The 15,061-nt window shown below is 40.9% G+C and carries 18 protein-coding genes; 9 read left to right on the top strand and 9 right to left on the bottom strand.

Going from position 1 to position 15,061, the window contains the following annotated elements:
* Positions 1 to 137: 137 nt before the first annotated feature.
* Both FRE64_RS13975 and cysK read left to right on the top strand, forming a co-directional pair.
* Positions 138 to 572 (top strand): RrF2 family transcriptional regulator, encoded by a 435-nt coding sequence (locus FRE64_RS13975; RefSeq protein WP_186708848.1) that lies wholly within the window; start codon positions 138 to 140, stop codon positions 570 to 572.
* Positions 573 to 600: 28 nt separating this feature from the next.
* Positions 601 to 1,566, top strand: coding sequence for a cysteine synthase A (cysK, locus tag FRE64_RS13970; protein WP_146296789.1), 966 nt, complete (start codon positions 601 to 603; stop codon positions 1,564 to 1,566).
* 34 nt (positions 1,567 to 1,600) lie between these two features.
* On the opposite strand, the gene FRE64_RS13965 is transcribed toward cysK, so the two are convergent.
* The 6 genes from FRE64_RS13965 to FRE64_RS13940 form a co-directional block, all read right to left on the bottom strand.
* The gene (locus FRE64_RS13965) at positions 1,601 to 2,716 is read right to left on the bottom strand and encodes a beta-ketoacyl-ACP synthase (RefSeq protein WP_146296788.1); all 1,116 of its coding nucleotides are present in this window, start codon (positions 2,714 to 2,716) and stop codon (positions 1,601 to 1,603) included.
* Between the two features lie 79 nt (positions 2,717 to 2,795).
* On the bottom strand, positions 2,796 to 3,065 hold the full coding sequence (locus FRE64_RS13960) for a type II toxin-antitoxin system RelE family toxin (RefSeq protein ID WP_146296787.1): 270 nt from the start codon (positions 3,063 to 3,065) through the stop codon (positions 2,796 to 2,798).
* A 1-nt stretch (position 3,066) separates the two neighbouring features.
* On the bottom strand, positions 3,067 to 3,282 hold the full coding sequence (locus FRE64_RS13955; RefSeq protein ID WP_146296786.1) for a hypothetical protein: 216 nt from the start codon (positions 3,280 to 3,282) through the stop codon (positions 3,067 to 3,069).
* Between the two features lie 84 nt (positions 3,283 to 3,366).
* On the bottom strand, positions 3,367 to 4,077 hold the full coding sequence (locus FRE64_RS13950; protein WP_146296785.1) for a peptidylprolyl isomerase: 711 nt from the start codon (positions 4,075 to 4,077) through the stop codon (positions 3,367 to 3,369).
* A gap of 8 nt (positions 4,078 to 4,085) precedes the next feature.
* Positions 4,086 to 4,655, bottom strand: a complete 570-nt coding sequence (locus FRE64_RS13945; RefSeq protein WP_146296784.1) for a photosystem I assembly protein Ycf4 — start codon at positions 4,653 to 4,655, stop codon at positions 4,086 to 4,088.
* Positions 4,656 to 4,709: 54 nt separating this feature from the next.
* Positions 4,710 to 5,576 (bottom strand): phosphatidate cytidylyltransferase, encoded by an 867-nt coding sequence (locus FRE64_RS13940; RefSeq protein WP_146296783.1) that lies wholly within the window; start codon positions 5,574 to 5,576, stop codon positions 4,710 to 4,712.
* A 174-nt stretch (positions 5,577 to 5,750) separates the two neighbouring features.
* Here FRE64_RS13940 and FRE64_RS13935 point away from each other — a divergent pair, with 174 nt between their 5' ends.
* From FRE64_RS13935 to ftnA, 6 genes are all read left to right on the top strand, one after another.
* Positions 5,751 to 6,890 (top strand): citrate synthase, encoded by a 1,140-nt coding sequence (locus FRE64_RS13935; RefSeq protein WP_146296782.1) that lies wholly within the window; start codon positions 5,751 to 5,753, stop codon positions 6,888 to 6,890.
* Positions 6,891 to 7,050: 160 nt separating this feature from the next.
* The gene (gene nuoH / locus FRE64_RS13930) at positions 7,051 to 8,169 is read left to right on the top strand and encodes an NADH-quinone oxidoreductase subunit NuoH (protein ID WP_146296781.1); all 1,119 of its coding nucleotides are present in this window, start codon (positions 7,051 to 7,053) and stop codon (positions 8,167 to 8,169) included.
* A 54-nt stretch (positions 8,170 to 8,223) separates the two neighbouring features.
* On the top strand, positions 8,224 to 8,847 hold the full coding sequence (ndhI, locus tag FRE64_RS13925; protein ID WP_146296780.1) for an NAD(P)H-quinone oxidoreductase subunit I: 624 nt from the start codon (positions 8,224 to 8,226) through the stop codon (positions 8,845 to 8,847).
* Positions 8,848 to 8,928: 81 nt separating this feature from the next.
* Positions 8,929 to 9,546 (top strand): NADH-quinone oxidoreductase subunit J, encoded by a 618-nt coding sequence (locus FRE64_RS13920; protein WP_146296779.1) that lies wholly within the window; start codon positions 8,929 to 8,931, stop codon positions 9,544 to 9,546.
* A gap of 18 nt (positions 9,547 to 9,564) precedes the next feature.
* A complete protein-coding gene (gene nuoK, locus FRE64_RS13915; RefSeq protein WP_146296778.1) occupies positions 9,565 to 9,876 on the top strand; it encodes an NADH-quinone oxidoreductase subunit NuoK in 312 nt (103 codons plus the stop codon).
* 17 nt (positions 9,877 to 9,893) lie between these two features.
* Positions 9,894 to 10,442 carry a non-heme ferritin gene (gene ftnA / locus FRE64_RS13910; protein WP_146296777.1) on the top strand — a complete coding sequence of 183 codons (549 nt, stop codon included), beginning with the start codon at positions 9,894 to 9,896 and terminating at the stop codon, positions 10,440 to 10,442.
* A gap of 62 nt (positions 10,443 to 10,504) precedes the next feature.
* Here ftnA and FRE64_RS13905 read toward each other — a convergent pair whose 3' ends face one another.
* A complete protein-coding gene (locus tag FRE64_RS13905; protein ID WP_146296776.1) occupies positions 10,505 to 10,918 on the bottom strand; it encodes a QcrA and Rieske domain-containing protein in 414 nt (137 codons plus the stop codon).
* Between the two features lie 370 nt (positions 10,919 to 11,288).
* On the opposite strand from FRE64_RS13905, the gene FRE64_RS13900 reads away from it, so the two are divergent.
* Positions 11,289 to 12,653: an RNA-guided endonuclease InsQ/TnpB family protein gene (locus FRE64_RS13900; RefSeq protein ID WP_246140328.1), complete on the top strand. Its 1,365-nt coding sequence runs from the start codon at positions 11,289 to 11,291 to the stop codon at positions 12,651 to 12,653.
* Here the strand turns inward: FRE64_RS13900 and FRE64_RS13895 are convergent.
* Entirely contained in the window at positions 12,620 to 13,363 is a 744-nt protein-coding gene (locus tag FRE64_RS13895) for a class I SAM-dependent methyltransferase (RefSeq protein WP_246140327.1), read from the bottom strand. The genes FRE64_RS13900 and FRE64_RS13895 overlap by 34 nt on opposite strands.
* Positions 13,327 to 15,042 (bottom strand): ABC transporter ATP-binding protein/permease, encoded by a 1,716-nt coding sequence (locus FRE64_RS13890; RefSeq protein ID WP_146296775.1) that lies wholly within the window; start codon positions 15,040 to 15,042, stop codon positions 13,327 to 13,329. The genes FRE64_RS13895 and FRE64_RS13890 overlap by 37 nt, the downstream gene beginning before the upstream one ends.
* Positions 15,043 to 15,061: the final 19 nt, after the last annotated feature.

Raw genomic sequence — 15,061 nt, 5'->3', positions numbered from 1 at the left:
TGAAGCCATCACCTTCTTTGTTTGCCCAAAAATTTCACTAAAACTAGATTTCGCAGAGCCATATTAAGGACTTAACCCCTTAATCAATGATAAGGTTAGGGTAAGGCTTTACCTTATTGATTTAATGACCGCTTATTGTGGAACTTTCCTGTAAAACGAAATATGCACTTCTGGCTCTTTTAGAGCTTGCTGCTTACCATCAAAAAAGAGAACCGTTACAAATTCGGCAAATTGCCGAAAAACAAGAAATATCAGATCGCTACTTAGAACAACTGTTAGCGACATTACGGCGAGGGGGATTGGTGAAAAGCCAGCGGGGAGCAAAGGGGGGGTATTTGTTAGCACGAGAGCCATGGCAGATTACACTTTTGGATGTTGTGGAATGCTTAGAAGGTTTAGAAAGTTCAACCCCAGAAGGATCTCCCATTAATACCGCCGAAAAAGCAGTTGTCCAAGAAATTTGGCAAGTGATCGATGACAATATTAAAAGACAATTGCAAAAATATAATTTACAAACTTTATCAGAACAGTGCTATCACAAACAACGAACTGATTTAATGTACTACATTTAAGAAAATTAGTCTTAATCAAAAATTAACTATGCGTATTGCCAGTAATGTTACCGAACTCATTGGTCGAACTCCCCTAGTTCAATTAAATCGTATTCCTAAGAAAGAGGGGTGTGTTGCAAATATTGTGGTTAAGTTAGAAGGAATGAATCCCTCAGCTTCAGTGAAAGATCGAATCGGCATTAGTATGATCAATGCTGCGGAAGAAAAAGGAATTATTGAACCTGGAAAAACGATCCTAGTAGAACCTACCTCTGGAAATACGGGCATTGCCCTAGCGATGACAGCTGCCGCCAAGGGATATCAGTTAATTTTGACGATGCCAGAAACCATGAGTAGTGAACGTCGCGCGATGTTGCGGGCTTATGGGGCACAATTAGAACTCACCCCTGGGGTACAAGGAATGGGAGGTTGTATTCAACGGGCGCAAGAGATTGTTGATAACACCCCGAATGCGTATATGCTTCAGCAGTTTAACAATCCTGCTAACCCAAAAATTCATCGTGAAACCACCGCTGAAGAAGTTTGGGAAGATACCGACGGCAAGGTGGATATCGTGGTTGCTGGCATTGGTACCGGTGGGACAATTACTGGGATTTCGGAAGTGATTAAAGAACGTAAACCGGATTTTCAGGCGATCGCGGTTGAACCGAGTACTAGTGCTATTCTATCAGGGGGAGAACCGGGTCCTCATAAGATTCAAGGAATTGGTGCAGGATTTATCCCTGAAGTTTTAAATGTCCAAATTTTAGATGAGGTAATTACGGTATCTGATGAAGAAGCAATTTTCTATGGGCGACGTTTAGCGAATGAAGAGGGGATTCTGTCAGGAATTTCCACGGGGGCAGCTCTTTGTGCGACGATTAAGGTGGCGCAGCGAGCAGAAAACGAGGGCAAGTTAATTGTGATGATTCAACCAAGTTATGGGGAACGCTATTTAAGTACGCCCCTGTTTCAAGATTTAGCCCCGATGACTGATGCTGTAACGGTTAATTAGGAGATAGATTGAGTTTTTTCGCCTTTGTCTGTTGCTATTTTTTCAGTAAGATTCCTCCATTTTGCCCCCCGAACCCAAAACTTAAGACTAAAGCATAATTAATATTGCTAGAGATACTTTCTCGAACAAAGTTTAAGGGAAATTCTGAGTTTGTTAAGCCCACACAGGGGGGTAAAATTTGCGTTTGTAAGGACTTGAGGGTTAAGGCTACCCCGATCGCGCTTGAAGCTCCTAAAGTATGCCCTGTTGCCCCTTTTGTGGAACTTACAGGCACTTGAGAGGGGAATAAAGATTCAATTAACGCCGCTTCTCGTTGATCATTAAGTTGAGTACTGGTGCCGTGAGCATGAATATAATTAATCTCATGGGGAGAGACATTTCCTTTTTCTAAACAGCTTTGAATGAGCTTAGTCGCGCAATGATAATCAGGGTTAGGCGCACTCACATGATACGCATCGCAGTTCACACCATAACCAATGATTTCTCCATAAATCAAAGCATTTCTTTTCCTTGCTGAGGCGAGAGATTCTAAAATAAATACTGCTCCTCCTTCCCCTAAAACCAGTCCTTCTCTTTGTTCGTCAAAGGGATAACAGCCTGTTTTCGCTAAGGCCCCCATTTTGGCAAATCCCGTTAATATAAGGGGTGTAATCGGACTTTCTACTGCCCCTGCAATCACTTGTTCGTACTCTCCAGTTTGAATTAAATTGAATCCCTGCGCGATCGTCCAAATTCCTGTACTACAAGCAGCCATGGGGGATAAAACATTTCCTCTTGCCCCAACAATTTGCGCTGTAGTGACTGCACTTTGCTGCGGAAGGGTATCTAACCAGTTAAGGGGAGTTTCTCTATTCTGCGCCCATTTTTCCCATTCTCCTTGACATCCCCGACTTGATCCCACTGCAACCCCACAATTTGGTAAAGGCAGACTTAATTTGGCATCTGCTAATGCGTCTTGAACCACTTTTTCAGTAATGGTTTTTAAGGATGTGGGTTCCTTTTTAAGAAGAGATAAAGGGTAAGGAGGAAGTTCAAGAAAAGGTTTTTGTAAGGTAATACTGGAATTACCTGAAAGTAAATTTTGCCAAGTTTGGGTTAGGTTTCCCAACCCTGTCCAACAACCGATTCCTGTAATAACAACTTCTACCAATTTGTTATTAGTAACTAATTTTAGTGCAAATTAATTATAGTATAAAAACTTAACGCTTTGAATTAATCAGTCATTAAAATCAAGGAAAATAACGGTAAAAATCCCGTCTGTGTAAAACTCGCATCATTTCAACCTTACCTTTTTTAACTTCAATTCCAACCCGATAATCACCGATACGGATACGATAACGATTAGGATAACTTTTTAAGGCTTTAACATTACTTACATCAGTTAAGTCTTTAGCATCGGGTAGCTTTTCAAAGGCTAATTCTATTACGCGCTGATAGACAGGTTGTTTTTTGAGTTTTTTTAAGTCTTTCAGAAAAAGTTGACGATATTCAACTTCCAAATTACTCCTCCAAATATTTTAGAGCCGCATCACGGTCTAATAATGCAGTTTCTTTGGCTTCATCCATAGCTTTATTAAGACAGTAATCCTCTAGCTTATCTGATAACTGTTCTAGAGAAAGCTCTTCTTCTGGAAAAAATTCTCTCCAAACTTCAATTGGAATGACAACTGCTTTTGGTTTACCAGATTTATCGGTAAGATATTCAATTTCAAACATAAGGCCTTTGCTTAGATACTAATTGATTAGGATATGGGAGGAGTGAACTCCGCAAGGGCGAGTATTCTTCGCCCCTACTTGCTTTTAAGATTGACTGAGATTGTCTAATCCAGAAGTGACTGTTGCCGACTCAATGCGATCGCCGACTTGGATATTTTTGACCACATCCATTCCCTGTTCGACTTCACCAAAAGCAGCATAATCCCCATCGAGAAAGGGAACATCGGCTAAAGTAATAAAGAATTGGGAAGAAGCGGAATTAGGCATCTGCGATCGCGCCATTGATAAAACTCCCTCAGTATGCTTAAGTTTAGGCTCTCCTTGGATTCCTGCTTGTTTGAGTGTTTTGCCATAAACTGGCTCAGACCCATCTTCAGGGAGAATTTCTAAGGGAATAGAGCGTTTTTGACCCGTGTCAGGATCAACGAAGCCACCAGTGCCATTGCCCTTGGGATCGCCTCCTTGTACCACAAAGGGTTGCGGTTCTTTCACTACCCGATGAAAGGTTAGCCCATCATAGAAGCCTCGTTGCACTAAATCGACAAAATTGCCAGCAGTAATCGGCGCTGAATCTCCCTTAATCTCCATAACAATGGGAGAGCCATTAACAATAAACTCAACGGTTGCTTCTCCATTTAACTGCGGTAAATCACTCATTTCAATTTCATTATTAGTTTGGGACACTTGGGGATTATTTTCTTGACTTTCTGCATTAGAGCTACATCCACTCAGGAAAAGCGCGATCGCGAGTAGCACGGAAAACAAGGGCAGCCACGAATTAATGATTTTAGACATAGGTAAAATTAAATTCCTTCTAACGGGACACCTAAAAAGCGAGCCAATTCTGCTCCTTGGTTTTCTAATTCTGTGAGAGGGAGGGGTTCTCCCACACGAGTTAGGGGAATTTGACGGTTGCCTTTAATACGCAAATAAAGAGAGCGTTTTGGGTTTAAGCCCTCTTTTATTTCCGCTTTCACCGCCTCCACATCATCCAGTTTCTTTTCTAATTCAATGCGACGGTTTTTCCCTGGATATCCCCAACGAAAAATTTTAACTTGATTGGTATTTTTATTAAACTCATTGTAGCCACCGCCTACATCCCAAAGGATAACTAGCCACAAATAGAGAGATACCAGCGAACCAGCTACGCCATAAAATGTTAAAGCAATGCCTTGGGGAATAAATTGTAAGCCTCTTGGATCACTAACAATTAGTAAATTAACTTTGAAGTAACTGGATAATCCAGCAAGAAGGAAGCCGACACCGCCCATGAGAGCAATAATTGCCCAAAAGTAATTACTAGGACGACGAGCCCCCTTAATTTTTTGGGTAAACACTTGTTGATTATCTTGAGCCGTCACCGATGCAGTCATATAGATTAAAATTCATTTTTATCCGATCATCCTCTATTCTAGAACCGTCACTTCTCACAGTAGCGGCAAAAAGAGCGTAAAGAAATAATAAACTAAAGGCGCGGTAAAAACATAACTATCCGTGCGATCTAAAATTCCCCCATGTCCGGGAATGAGTTGTCCTGAATCTTTAACCCCTGCATCGCGCTTGATCATGGACTCGGTTAAATCGCCTAACAAACTACTCACGCCAATCATGCCGCCGAATAATAAGCCACTAATTGCCCACCCTTGCCAATGCAGTGACCAAGCCCCAAACTCGGCAACTGCAATACTGCCCATAAATCCAAAAATTGCCCCCTCTACTGTTTTTTTCGGGCTAATGTCAGATAAACGGGTTTTGCCTAAATACTTACCCATGATATAAGCCCCAATGTCCGCTGCCCAAATACAGCCAAAGGCTAAGAAGGTTAAGAGTAACCCTTGTGGCAAATTGGTTAAATCTGACCAAGATGCGGGCCAATAGCCATTAAAAGGCAATACTGCTTCTACATCTTGATCCAATCCTACTCGTAGGCGTATCCAGTAACTGGGCAAATATCCCCCATAAAAGAGTCCTAGTAAAGACGTGGCAATATCAGCAATGGTGGACATTTTGGGGAGGAAAAGTAAATAAAAACAGATTAACGTTCCAGCTACAGGAAACATGGCATCCGTTAAAGACGGCGCGATCGCGGCAGTGATTAATAAAAGCTGAGAAACGACAAACGTGGTTTTTGCAGCTGGTTCAATCCCTTTTGCCCGTACCAGTTGAAAATACTCCAATTGCCCCAGAAACACAATGACACAAAAGCCGAGGGTAAAATACCATCCCCCTAAAATAATCATTCCGAGGGCAACAATAATTGCGATAATTGCACTAATTAGCCGAGTCCAAGACATATAACAGATTCCAAAATAGCGTTGATGGCTTCTTAATCGAGGGATATTTCTCCATTATCTAGAATTTTCATGGCATTGAAACGGTAACTGTCAAATCAGAATCACTATCGTTAGCAATTTTGCGATAAATTATTGTCAGATTCACGATGTTCTTAATAAAAAGGTAGTTACGATATGGCAGTCTGCGAGTACAAACCCGGTTTAGAAGGAATCCCCGCCACTCGTTCCGAAGTCAGTTATGTTGACGGTAGCCAAGGTCTTTTAGAATACCGAGGGATTCGCATTGAAGAACTCGCAGCAAAAAGTAATTTCTTAGAGACAGCGTACTTACTGATTTGGGGAGAATTACCCTCGAAAACCGAGCTAGAGAAGTTTCAGGACGAAGTCCGTTACCATCGGCGGATCAAATATCGGATTCGGGATATGATGAAATGTTTTCCCGAAACGGGTCATCCGATGGATGCACTTCAAGCCTCAGCCGCCGCCTTAGGATTATTTTATTCTCGTCGAGCTTTAGATAATCCTGAGTATATCCGAGAAGCGGTGGTTCGTCTCTTAGCCAAAATTCCCACCATGGTAGCAGCGTTTCAACTGATGCGCAACGGTAATGATCCAGTGCAGCCTCGGGATGATCTCGATTACTCTAGTAATTTCCTGTATATGCTGACTGAGCAAGAACCTGATCCTTTTGCGGCTCAGGTGTTTGATGTGTGTCTGACTTTACACGCTGAACACACCATTAATGCTTCTACTTTCTCCGCGATGGTGACTGCTTCTACCCTGACTGATCCCTATGCGGTGATCGCCTCCGCCGTCGGAACATTAGCGGGGCCCCTTCATGGTGGGGCAAATGAAGAAGTGATTGCTATGTTAGATGAAATTGGTTCAGTGGAAAATGCGCGTCCCTTTATAGAAAGCGCGATCGCGCAAAAGCAAAAAATTATGGGCTTTGGTCATCGGGTATATACCGTTAAAGACCCCAGAGCCACAATTCTACAAAACTTAGCAGAACAGCTATTTGAAAAAAATGGGTCAGACCCCTACTATGATATTGCCGTGGAAGTAGAAAAAGTGGTTGAAGAAAAACTTGGTCATAAAGGCATTTACGCCAATGTTGATTTTTATTCAGGGCTAGTTTATCGCCATTTAGGGATTCCTACCGATCTATTTACCCCCATTTTTGCCATTGCTCGGGTTGCAGGATGGCTCGCCCACTGGAAAGAGCAATTAGCCGTGAATCGCATTTTCCGACCCACGCAGGAATATGTTGGCAATCATGGGGTTTCCTACTTACCGATTGAAAAACGCTCATAAAACCTATAAATTGTTTCTGGTGTCTCTGGGCCCAGAAAAGCTCCCGTCAACGATATACTAGACGGTAGAATACAAATCTTAATTAAATCTGATTAATCTTTCGAGTAATTTTGCTTGATTGAGCGTAATAGCTAAAGTATGTAAATTTAATTACAAAAACATGAATTCAGGAATTGATCTCCGAGCTAATTTTATTGAATCTCTCCAAGACTTTGGTATTCCACCTGGGGCAGCAAAAGCCCTGTGGATGCCCCTTCCTATGTTCCTTATGATTATTGTTGCCACCGTTGGCGTTTTAGTCAGCGTTTGGTTAGAGCGAAAAATCTCTGCGGCTGCCCAACAACGAATTGGTCCAGAATATGCTGGTCCCTTGGGTGTTCTGCAACCTGTCGCTGATGGCATTAAGCTAGTCTTCAAAGAAGATGTCGTCCCAGCTAAGTCTGATCCCCTCTTATTTACGTTAGGGCCCGTGTTAGTAGTAATTCCTGTTTTCTTGTCCTATCTCATTATTCCCTTTGGGCAAAACCTGATTATTACTGACCTTGGGATGGGAATTTTTGTCTGGATTGCCCTTTCCAGTATCGCTCCCATTGGGCTATTAATGGCAGGATATGCGTCTAATAATAAATACTCTCTCATTGGGGGGTTAAGAGCCGCTGCCCAGTCTATTAGCTACGAAATTCCCCTTGCTCTGTCGGTTTTAGCTATCGTGATGATGTCCAATAGCCTTAGCACCATTGACATTGTCGAACAACAAGCAGGCTATGGCATTTTAGGCTGGAATATTTGGCGACAACCCGTAGGCTTCCTGATTTTCTGGATTGCTGCCCTCGCCGAATGTGAACGCTTACCTTTTGACTTACCCGAAGCAGAAGAAGAAATCGTTGCTGGGTATCAAACCGAATACTCAGGAATGAAGTTTGCCCTATTTTTCCTCGGTTCTTATGTGAACCTTGTGCTATCAGCTATTTTATTCGCCATTCTTTATCTCGGGGGTTGGGAATTTCCCATTCCTTTAGGTCAAATGGCAAACTGGTTTGGCGTGAGTCCGAATAACCCTTGGCTACAAGTGTTAACTGCCTCGTTAGGGATTATTATGACCCTACTAAAAGCCTATTTCCTCGTCTTCATTGCCATTCTATTGCGTTGGACAGTTCCCCGAGTTCGCATTGACCAACTCCTTGATTTAGGTTGGAAATTTCTCCTTCCTGTTTCCTTAGCCAACTTACTCATTACTGCAGGCTTAAAACTGGCTTTCCCTGCAGCCTTTGGGGGTTAACGCTTTTAACTCCTGCATTTCATCATTGGAAGAAAATCAACAACCACAAGACTTATGTTTAACATCCTCAAACAAGTCGGCGAGTACGCCAAAACGTCTTGGCAATCTGCAAAATATATTGGTCAGGGATTATCTGTTACCTTTGACCATCTCAGCCGTCGTCCTGTTACGGTACAGTATCCTTACGAAAAGCTAATTCCCTCTGAACGCTATCGGGGAAGAATTCACTTTGAATTTGATAAGTGCATTTCCTGCGAAGTTTGTGTTCGCGTTTGTCCCATTAATCTCCCTGTGGTTGATTGGGAATTTGAAAAAGTAGGGAAGAAAAAACAGAAGAAACTCAAGCACTATAGCATTGATTTTGGGGTTTGTATCTTCTGCGGAAACTGTGTGGAATATTGTCCCACCAATTGTATTTCCATGACAGAAGACTACGAACTTGCCAGTTTTGATCGCCATGAGCTTAACTATGATAATGTGGCAATGGGTCGCATTCCTTATAAAGTGACTCAAGATCCAATGGTGACACCGCTTAGAGAATTAGGCTACCTTCCCAAAGGAGTCACTGATCCTCATGACTTGCCAGAAGGATCATTGCGCGCAGGTCGTTATCCTGAGGATATTTTGGAAGAACTCCAAGAAAACCAAGAGTCTCAAGAGGAAGCGAAGAAAAACTAACCACTTGCTCGATCTCTCCCCTAATTTTGATTGGGGGAGTTTAGCCATGTTTGTAACGTAAGATATTGAAGGGAAATAGTCGTGGATTTAGCACAAGGCGTTCAATTTATCTCATTTATCATTCTCGCTGCTATGATGTTTAGTGCAGCGTTAGGAGTGGTTCTACTCAGAAATATTGTCTATTCTGCCTTCTTACTCGGAGGCGTTTTTATTAGTATTTCAGGATTATATTTATTACTGAATGCTGAATTTGTTGCTGCGTCTCAGATTTTAGTGTACGTGGGCGCAGTTAATGTTTTAATTTTATTTGCGATTATGCTTGTAAATAAACAAGAGACATTTCCGCCCATTAGCCGCAGTTGGATTAGAAGCATTGCCACAGCCGTAGTTTGTATTGGCTTATTTGCTTTATTAGGAACCATGGCTGTTTCCACTCCTTGGTCACTAGCCGATCGCGCTGGGGTGGTTACAGAAGGTTCTGTGATTACTATTGGGAAGCACTTCTTTAGTGATTATCTTCTCCCCTTTGAATTAGCCTCAGTATTACTTTTAATTACCATGGTGGGCGCAATTATTATTGCCCGTCGTGATCTCATTCCAGAAGAAGAAGAAACCGATTTAGCAAAAACAGAAGCCTACAGCTTACAAGAACGTCCTCGGGAATTAATTTCTGTCGGGAAAGGGGAATCAAACGAATAGTTAGGAGAAATACTGAAAATGGAATTACAATTAGAATATTTTTTAATTCTGGCAGCTGGTTTATTTTGTATTGGTATTTATGGGTTAGTAACCAGTCGGAATGTTGTCCGAGTGCTAATGTCAGTTGAATTATTACTCAATGCCGTTAATTTAAACTTAATTGGCTTTTCTAGTTTTATTGATCCTGTTGAAATTAAAGGGCAAGTTTTTTCCGTTTTTGTCATTATTGTTGCCGCTGCGGAATCAGCAGTAGGATTAGCAATTATTCTTGCGATTTACCGTAACCGCAATACGGTGGATATGGAACAGTTTAATTTATTGAAATGGTAAAAATAAGGAGTTAATTTATGTTATCTGAATCAATGGCTGAGGCTCTCAACAAGCAAATTAATTGTGAAATGTATTCTTCCAATTTGTATTTGCAAATGAGTTGCTGGTGTGCTTCTAAGGGCTTAGAGGGTGCTGCGGCGTTTTTGGATGAACACGCCGATGAAGAAAGAATGCACATGCGTAAAATTCTAACCTATGTTAGCGAGAAAGGAAACTTAGCAATTGTGGGGGAAGTTGACTCGCCCGCTACTCAATTTAAATCCATTAAAGATGTTTTTGAACAAACCTTTGAGCATGAACAATTAGTGACCAGAAAAGTTAATAATTTAGTGCATTTGGCAACTCAAGAACAAGATTATGCCACGCTTCAATTTTTGCAGTGGTATGTTTCAGAACAACATCAAGAGGAAGTTTTATTTAAGACAATTCTTGATAAAATTGAAATGATTGGCATAGAAGGACAAGGAATCTTTTTTATTGATCAAGAAATTGAACGCCTAATTACGCAAAAAGAACAAGCAGCCAAGGCGATGAGTATGCCAGAAGCTGAAACAGGTGCTGCTTAATGAGTCTTAGAAAGGGTGGCAAGTCTTCGACAAGCTGTCACCTTTTTTGATTTTTTTTTAAGTTATCCTACTTTGACTAGCACTTGATTATCTTCTGTTTTTACTTCATAAGTATTGAGATTCGTTCGTGCAGGTCCTTGTAAAACATTGCCTCGAATGGTAAACTGTGAGCCATGACAAGGGCAAGCCAGTCTTTCTCCTCCCTCATGAAGGGCAACATCGCAACCACGATGAGGGCAAGCCAGATCTAGGGCAATTAACTGGTTGCTTTTATTAAGCACTACAATTACCCCAGCGACATCATCAGTTAAACTCCCCTCAGCTTCTAGTTCATCCAAAGTTCCCACCACTTGAAAATTATCTGATGAGGTGTTTTCTTCAGAATCACTGGCAGCTTGAGAGGTAGCACTGAGAAAGGAGGTTATAATCGCGCCTATACTCATCCAGCCTACAAATTGACGACGATTGATTTTCATATTTTTTTCCAGTGTGTTTTTCTCGTTAAGAAGCAGTTGGGTTACCGTTGCTAAAATACTAGCATACTTGGAAAATTCTATTTAGCAAGATGGGCGAGAATCCCCCATCTACATCGCCTGCGATTAGGTGGGGATGAATCGCCATCAATCGAGGGGGTTCAATATCCTCACTAAAGCTCCGGCTGAGATTGATAACTTCCTGATCGGTTCTCTTATTACTTCCTGCGTGGCTTCTTCCCTTATGTTTGCAGTAAGAGAGAAGCTGTTGATGTTCTTCTTCAGTACATCTTAAAGTCATTTTTTTCATAGTGTTGTCGAGATGGTGGCATCATGTTATAATCAATTGATAACAGAAAAGACAGATACCGCAATGCGATTTTCCTATCAGTATCGCCTAAAACCTGACAAAGAGCAAATAGCCAAGATTGAGAAATGGCTAGAATTATTAAGGTGTCAATACAACTACCTGTTAGGTCAACGCTTTGATTGGTGGGAAACTCATAGAACGGCTGTCAATTCTTGTCCTTTAATCTGTCATCTTCCAGAATTATCTGACCGTCCCACCTATTTCTCTCAAAAACAAAGTCTAACTCAGCTTAAAAAAGATAGACCTTGGTATTGCCAAATCCAGTCACAAGTCCTTCAAGACTGTGTTAAAAGAGTTGATTTGGCTTTTCAACGTTGGCTTAGGGGGGATAAGAGTGGGAAGAAATCAGGAAAACCTAGATTCAAAGGAAAAGGACGTTATCGGACTATACTTTTTCCGCAAGTTAAAGCTAATTGTGTCCAAGATAATCAGATTAATTTACCTAAATTTGGGACAGTTAAGTTCATTAAGCACCGCCCGATTCCTGATGTTTTTAAGATTAAAACAGCACAAATAACTAGGAAAGCTGATGGCTATTACTTGACACTTTCTCTCGAAGATACAAACGTACCAGAATCAACTATAGATATAACTCCCACCTCAGAGAATACGCTAGGTATTGATATGGGCTTAAAAGATTTTTTGGTAACTTCTGAAGGTGAAAAAGTAGAAATCCCTCAGTTTTATCGAAAAGGACAAGAAAGACTCAAAAAGCTACAGCAGAAGGTATCTCGTCGTCAGAAAGGAAGTAAACGCTATCAAAAAGCAGTCAAGCAACTTGGAAAACATCATCAAAAAGTTGCTAGACAGAGAAAAGATTTCCACTTTAACACTATTAAATTAATTCTTAATCAAGGAGATGTCATTGCCCATGAAAAACTCAACATTAAGGGACTTGCTAAAACTAGACTAAGCAAATCAATCTATGATGCTGGTTGGGGAAATTTTCTGAGTAGATTAGCTGTCAAAGCCGAAAATGCTGGACAGTTAACGATAGAAGTTAACCCCAAAAATACATCACAGAATTGTTCAGGTTGTGGCAAGACAGTTCCGAAAAAGCTATCGGAAAGAATCCATAACTGTCCTCATTGTGGGTTATCAATGGATAGAGATCAAAACGCAGCTAGAAATATAAGAAATTTGGCGGTAGGGATGAACGCCAGTAGTAAAGCTCAGTTACGAACCGAAGCGCAAGAGAAAGGTGCTGCTGAGAAGCCAAGGGGCTGTCGTCTGGACGCAGCGACGCAGGAGCGAAGCGACGAGGAAGTGAGGATTTCCCCAGACGTTTATACGCCCCGTCCAACCACATCACGAAGTGATTGGTTGTGGGTAATTCACCAAATTCCTCCAAAAACAGCGATATTATAGTATTTCCAAATGACAGCCGTTTTAGAAAATCCCGCTTTCTCTAACATTTTCAGTTGACTGTCTAAGGTTGCTAATTGATCTTGACTAGAGTAACCCTGAGTGTCACTTTTCCCGACTTTACTCCGCACTGCATCTAAGTCAATGCCCTGTTTTTGCGCCCAACGTTGACGAGATTGTTGATAAACATCTGATAATTCAGGAAATTCAGGAAGGAGGGGATCACAATTCCAGAAATAGCCATTTGGTTTGAGAGAAGAGGCAACTTTTTGAAAAAGTTTTGCTTTCATGTCATCACTGAGATGATGAATAGCAAGGGAAGAAACAATCGCATCAAAGTTATTTCCAAAATTACTTCCTGCTTCGTTATTTGCCCAAGCGCCAAAGTCAAATTGAATGGTTTCGACGCGCTGATCTTCTCCTGCTTTTTCCATTTTTTCCTGCACAAAGTCAATCATGCGAGGGGAATAATCAACGGTGATAATTTCAGCCTTGGGGCATTGTTGCAATACTTTTAGGGTTAATTCTCCTGTGCCACAGCCTAATTCTAAAATGTGCTTACTGTTAGAGGGAACACATAGCGCGATCGCGCTTAACATTTCATCGTAATAGGGCAACAGTTGCCTAATATTACTATCAAATTCTTTTGTCTCTGCGAAAACTTCACCCGGGAAAATCATAAAGTTTGTGGATTGAGTTGTTTGATTTGCCATGATTGATCTTCTGCTAATTCTAAAACAAGTTGATGATATTGTTGTAAACTTGGACGATGCCCCACACTAATATAAGTAACATTCATGGTTTGTAATTGTTCATAAAGGGAGGCTTCATTTTCCACATCTAAGGCGCTGGTTGCTTCATCTAATACTACATATCGTGGCTGGTTAATTAAAATACGAGCAAAGGCAACTCGCTGCTGTTCTCCTAATGATAAAACCTCTCCCCAATTATTTTCTACCTCTAAACTCCCAAAGCGTTCTACTAAATGGGGTAAATTGACTTTATTTAATATCTCCCCGAGTTTCTCATTGCTTAAATCAGATTCAGTTTGGGGATAAATTAATTCCTCTCTGAGGCTACCTAAAATCATATAGGGGCGTTGGGGTAAAAACAAAATTTCTGTTAGCGGTGGACGAATAATTTTGCCAGTTCCTGATTCCCATAATCCCGCGATCGCGCGAAGTAATGAACTCTTCCCACAACCACTTACTCCCATAATTAATAACCCATTTCCTTGGGGAATTTCAACACTTAAATCATTAATTAGTGTCCGTTGGTAGTTAGGAGTTTGTAGGGTTAAGTTTTCAACAGAAATTTGCTCATCTTTAATCAGTTCAATTTTAGGCTGAGTTTCATCTTTTCTATCTTCATCTTTAGAATCAGTGAGATTAATATAATCAGCAAAGCTATAAATCCGATTAATTCCTGCACCAAATTCTGTTAAAGACTGGAACCGACTAACAATTAAATTTAGGGAATAGAAAATTTGTAAAAATGCCCCTTGGGCTTCAGTTACTTTTCCCACCGCTAAGTCTCCTGCAAAGACACGGGGGGCTAAAATTAGAAAGGGAACTGCATAAGTCAAAAGCTGATAACTATTGGTAAATGACTTTAAGCCTAAATCTTGCCATAAAATTAAGCGTCGGAAATTATTAAAAGCCTCATCAAAGCGTAACTTAACTTGACTTTCTTCTTGTTTTTCCCCTTGATAAAAGGCAATAGATTCAGCATTCTCTCTAATTCTAACTAAGCCAAACCGAAAGTTAGCTTCTCGCTTGAGTTGTTCAAAGTTTAAGCGTACTAAGGCTTTCCCAAAAACACCAATGGTGATTAATGTTCCAATAATGGCGTAGAAGAGAAGAAAAATCACTAAGGGATAAGAAATTGTCCATAATTCTCCACCAAATCCAATTACTTGAAACAGAGAGGAAATCGTAACTAAAAGAAAGGTTAGCGAATCTTGGGTAAAAGAGCGAACATCTTGAGAAATCCGTTGATCTGGATTGTCTATTTCCCCTTCTGAGGTTAATTTATAGTAAGCGCGATCGCGAAAATAGTTATCAAGAAAACGCCCTGTTAGCCAGCGTCGCCAAAATAATCCTAACAGATCAATGAGATAATTTGCCCCTGCAAATAGGGGGATATAAGCAACAATAACGCCAAAATAAATCAGTAATCCTCGCCAAAATCGATCTTCACTTAATTCCGAGAGAGCAGTGATTAAATCTCCCCGTTGCTGATTAAGGATAACACTCAAAACGGTATAGGTAATTAGCATGAGGGTAATAATCAATAATAGCCCTCTTGCTTTCCATTTTTCCTCTCCAAACCAATACAGTCGCGCGATCGACCAAAACTTCTTTAATAAACGAAAATTAATTCGATTCTGCATCTATTTTTAGTAAGAGGTT

The organism is Euhalothece natronophila Z-M001, assembly GCF_007904085.1.
GTDB classification, from domain to species: Bacteria; Cyanobacteriota; Cyanobacteriia; order Cyanobacteriales; family Rubidibacteraceae; genus Halothece; species Halothece natronophila.
This window is presented reverse-complemented; position numbering and strand designations above follow the sequence as displayed.

Coding starts and splice junctions, on each gene's coding strand:
- cysK (WP_146296789.1), top strand. CDS start 601: ATGCGTATTGCCAGTAATGTTACCGAACTCATTGGTCGAACTCCCCTA.
- FRE64_RS13955 (WP_146296786.1), bottom strand. CDS start 3,282: ATGTTTGAAATTGAATATCTTACCGATAAATCTGGTAAACCAAAAGCA.
- FRE64_RS13950 (WP_146296785.1), bottom strand. CDS start 4,077: ATGTCTAAAATCATTAATTCGTGGCTGCCCTTGTTTTCCGTGCTACTC.
- FRE64_RS13945 (WP_146296784.1), bottom strand. CDS start 4,655: ATGACTGCATCGGTGACGGCTCAAGATAATCAACAAGTGTTTACCCAA.
- FRE64_RS13940 (WP_146296783.1), bottom strand. CDS start 5,576: ATGTCTTGGACTCGGCTAATTAGTGCAATTATCGCAATTATTGTTGCC.
- FRE64_RS13935 (WP_146296782.1), top strand. CDS start 5,751: ATGGCAGTCTGCGAGTACAAACCCGGTTTAGAAGGAATCCCCGCCACT.
- nuoH (WP_146296781.1), top strand. CDS start 7,051: ATGAATTCAGGAATTGATCTCCGAGCTAATTTTATTGAATCTCTCCAA.
- ndhI (WP_146296780.1), top strand. CDS start 8,224: ATGTTTAACATCCTCAAACAAGTCGGCGAGTACGCCAAAACGTCTTGG.
- nuoK (WP_146296778.1), top strand. CDS start 9,565: ATGGAATTACAATTAGAATATTTTTTAATTCTGGCAGCTGGTTTATTT.
- ftnA (WP_146296777.1), top strand. CDS start 9,894: ATGTTATCTGAATCAATGGCTGAGGCTCTCAACAAGCAAATTAATTGT.
- FRE64_RS13905 (WP_146296776.1), bottom strand. CDS start 10,918: ATGAAAATCAATCGTCGTCAATTTGTAGGCTGGATGAGTATAGGCGCG.
- FRE64_RS13900 (WP_246140328.1), top strand. CDS start 11,289: ATGCGATTTTCCTATCAGTATCGCCTAAAACCTGACAAAGAGCAAATA.
- FRE64_RS13895 (WP_246140327.1), bottom strand. CDS start 13,363: ATGGCAAATCAAACAACTCAATCCACAAACTTTATGATTTTCCCGGGT.
- FRE64_RS13890 (WP_146296775.1), bottom strand. CDS start 15,042: ATGCAGAATCGAATTAATTTTCGTTTATTAAAGAAGTTTTGGTCGATC.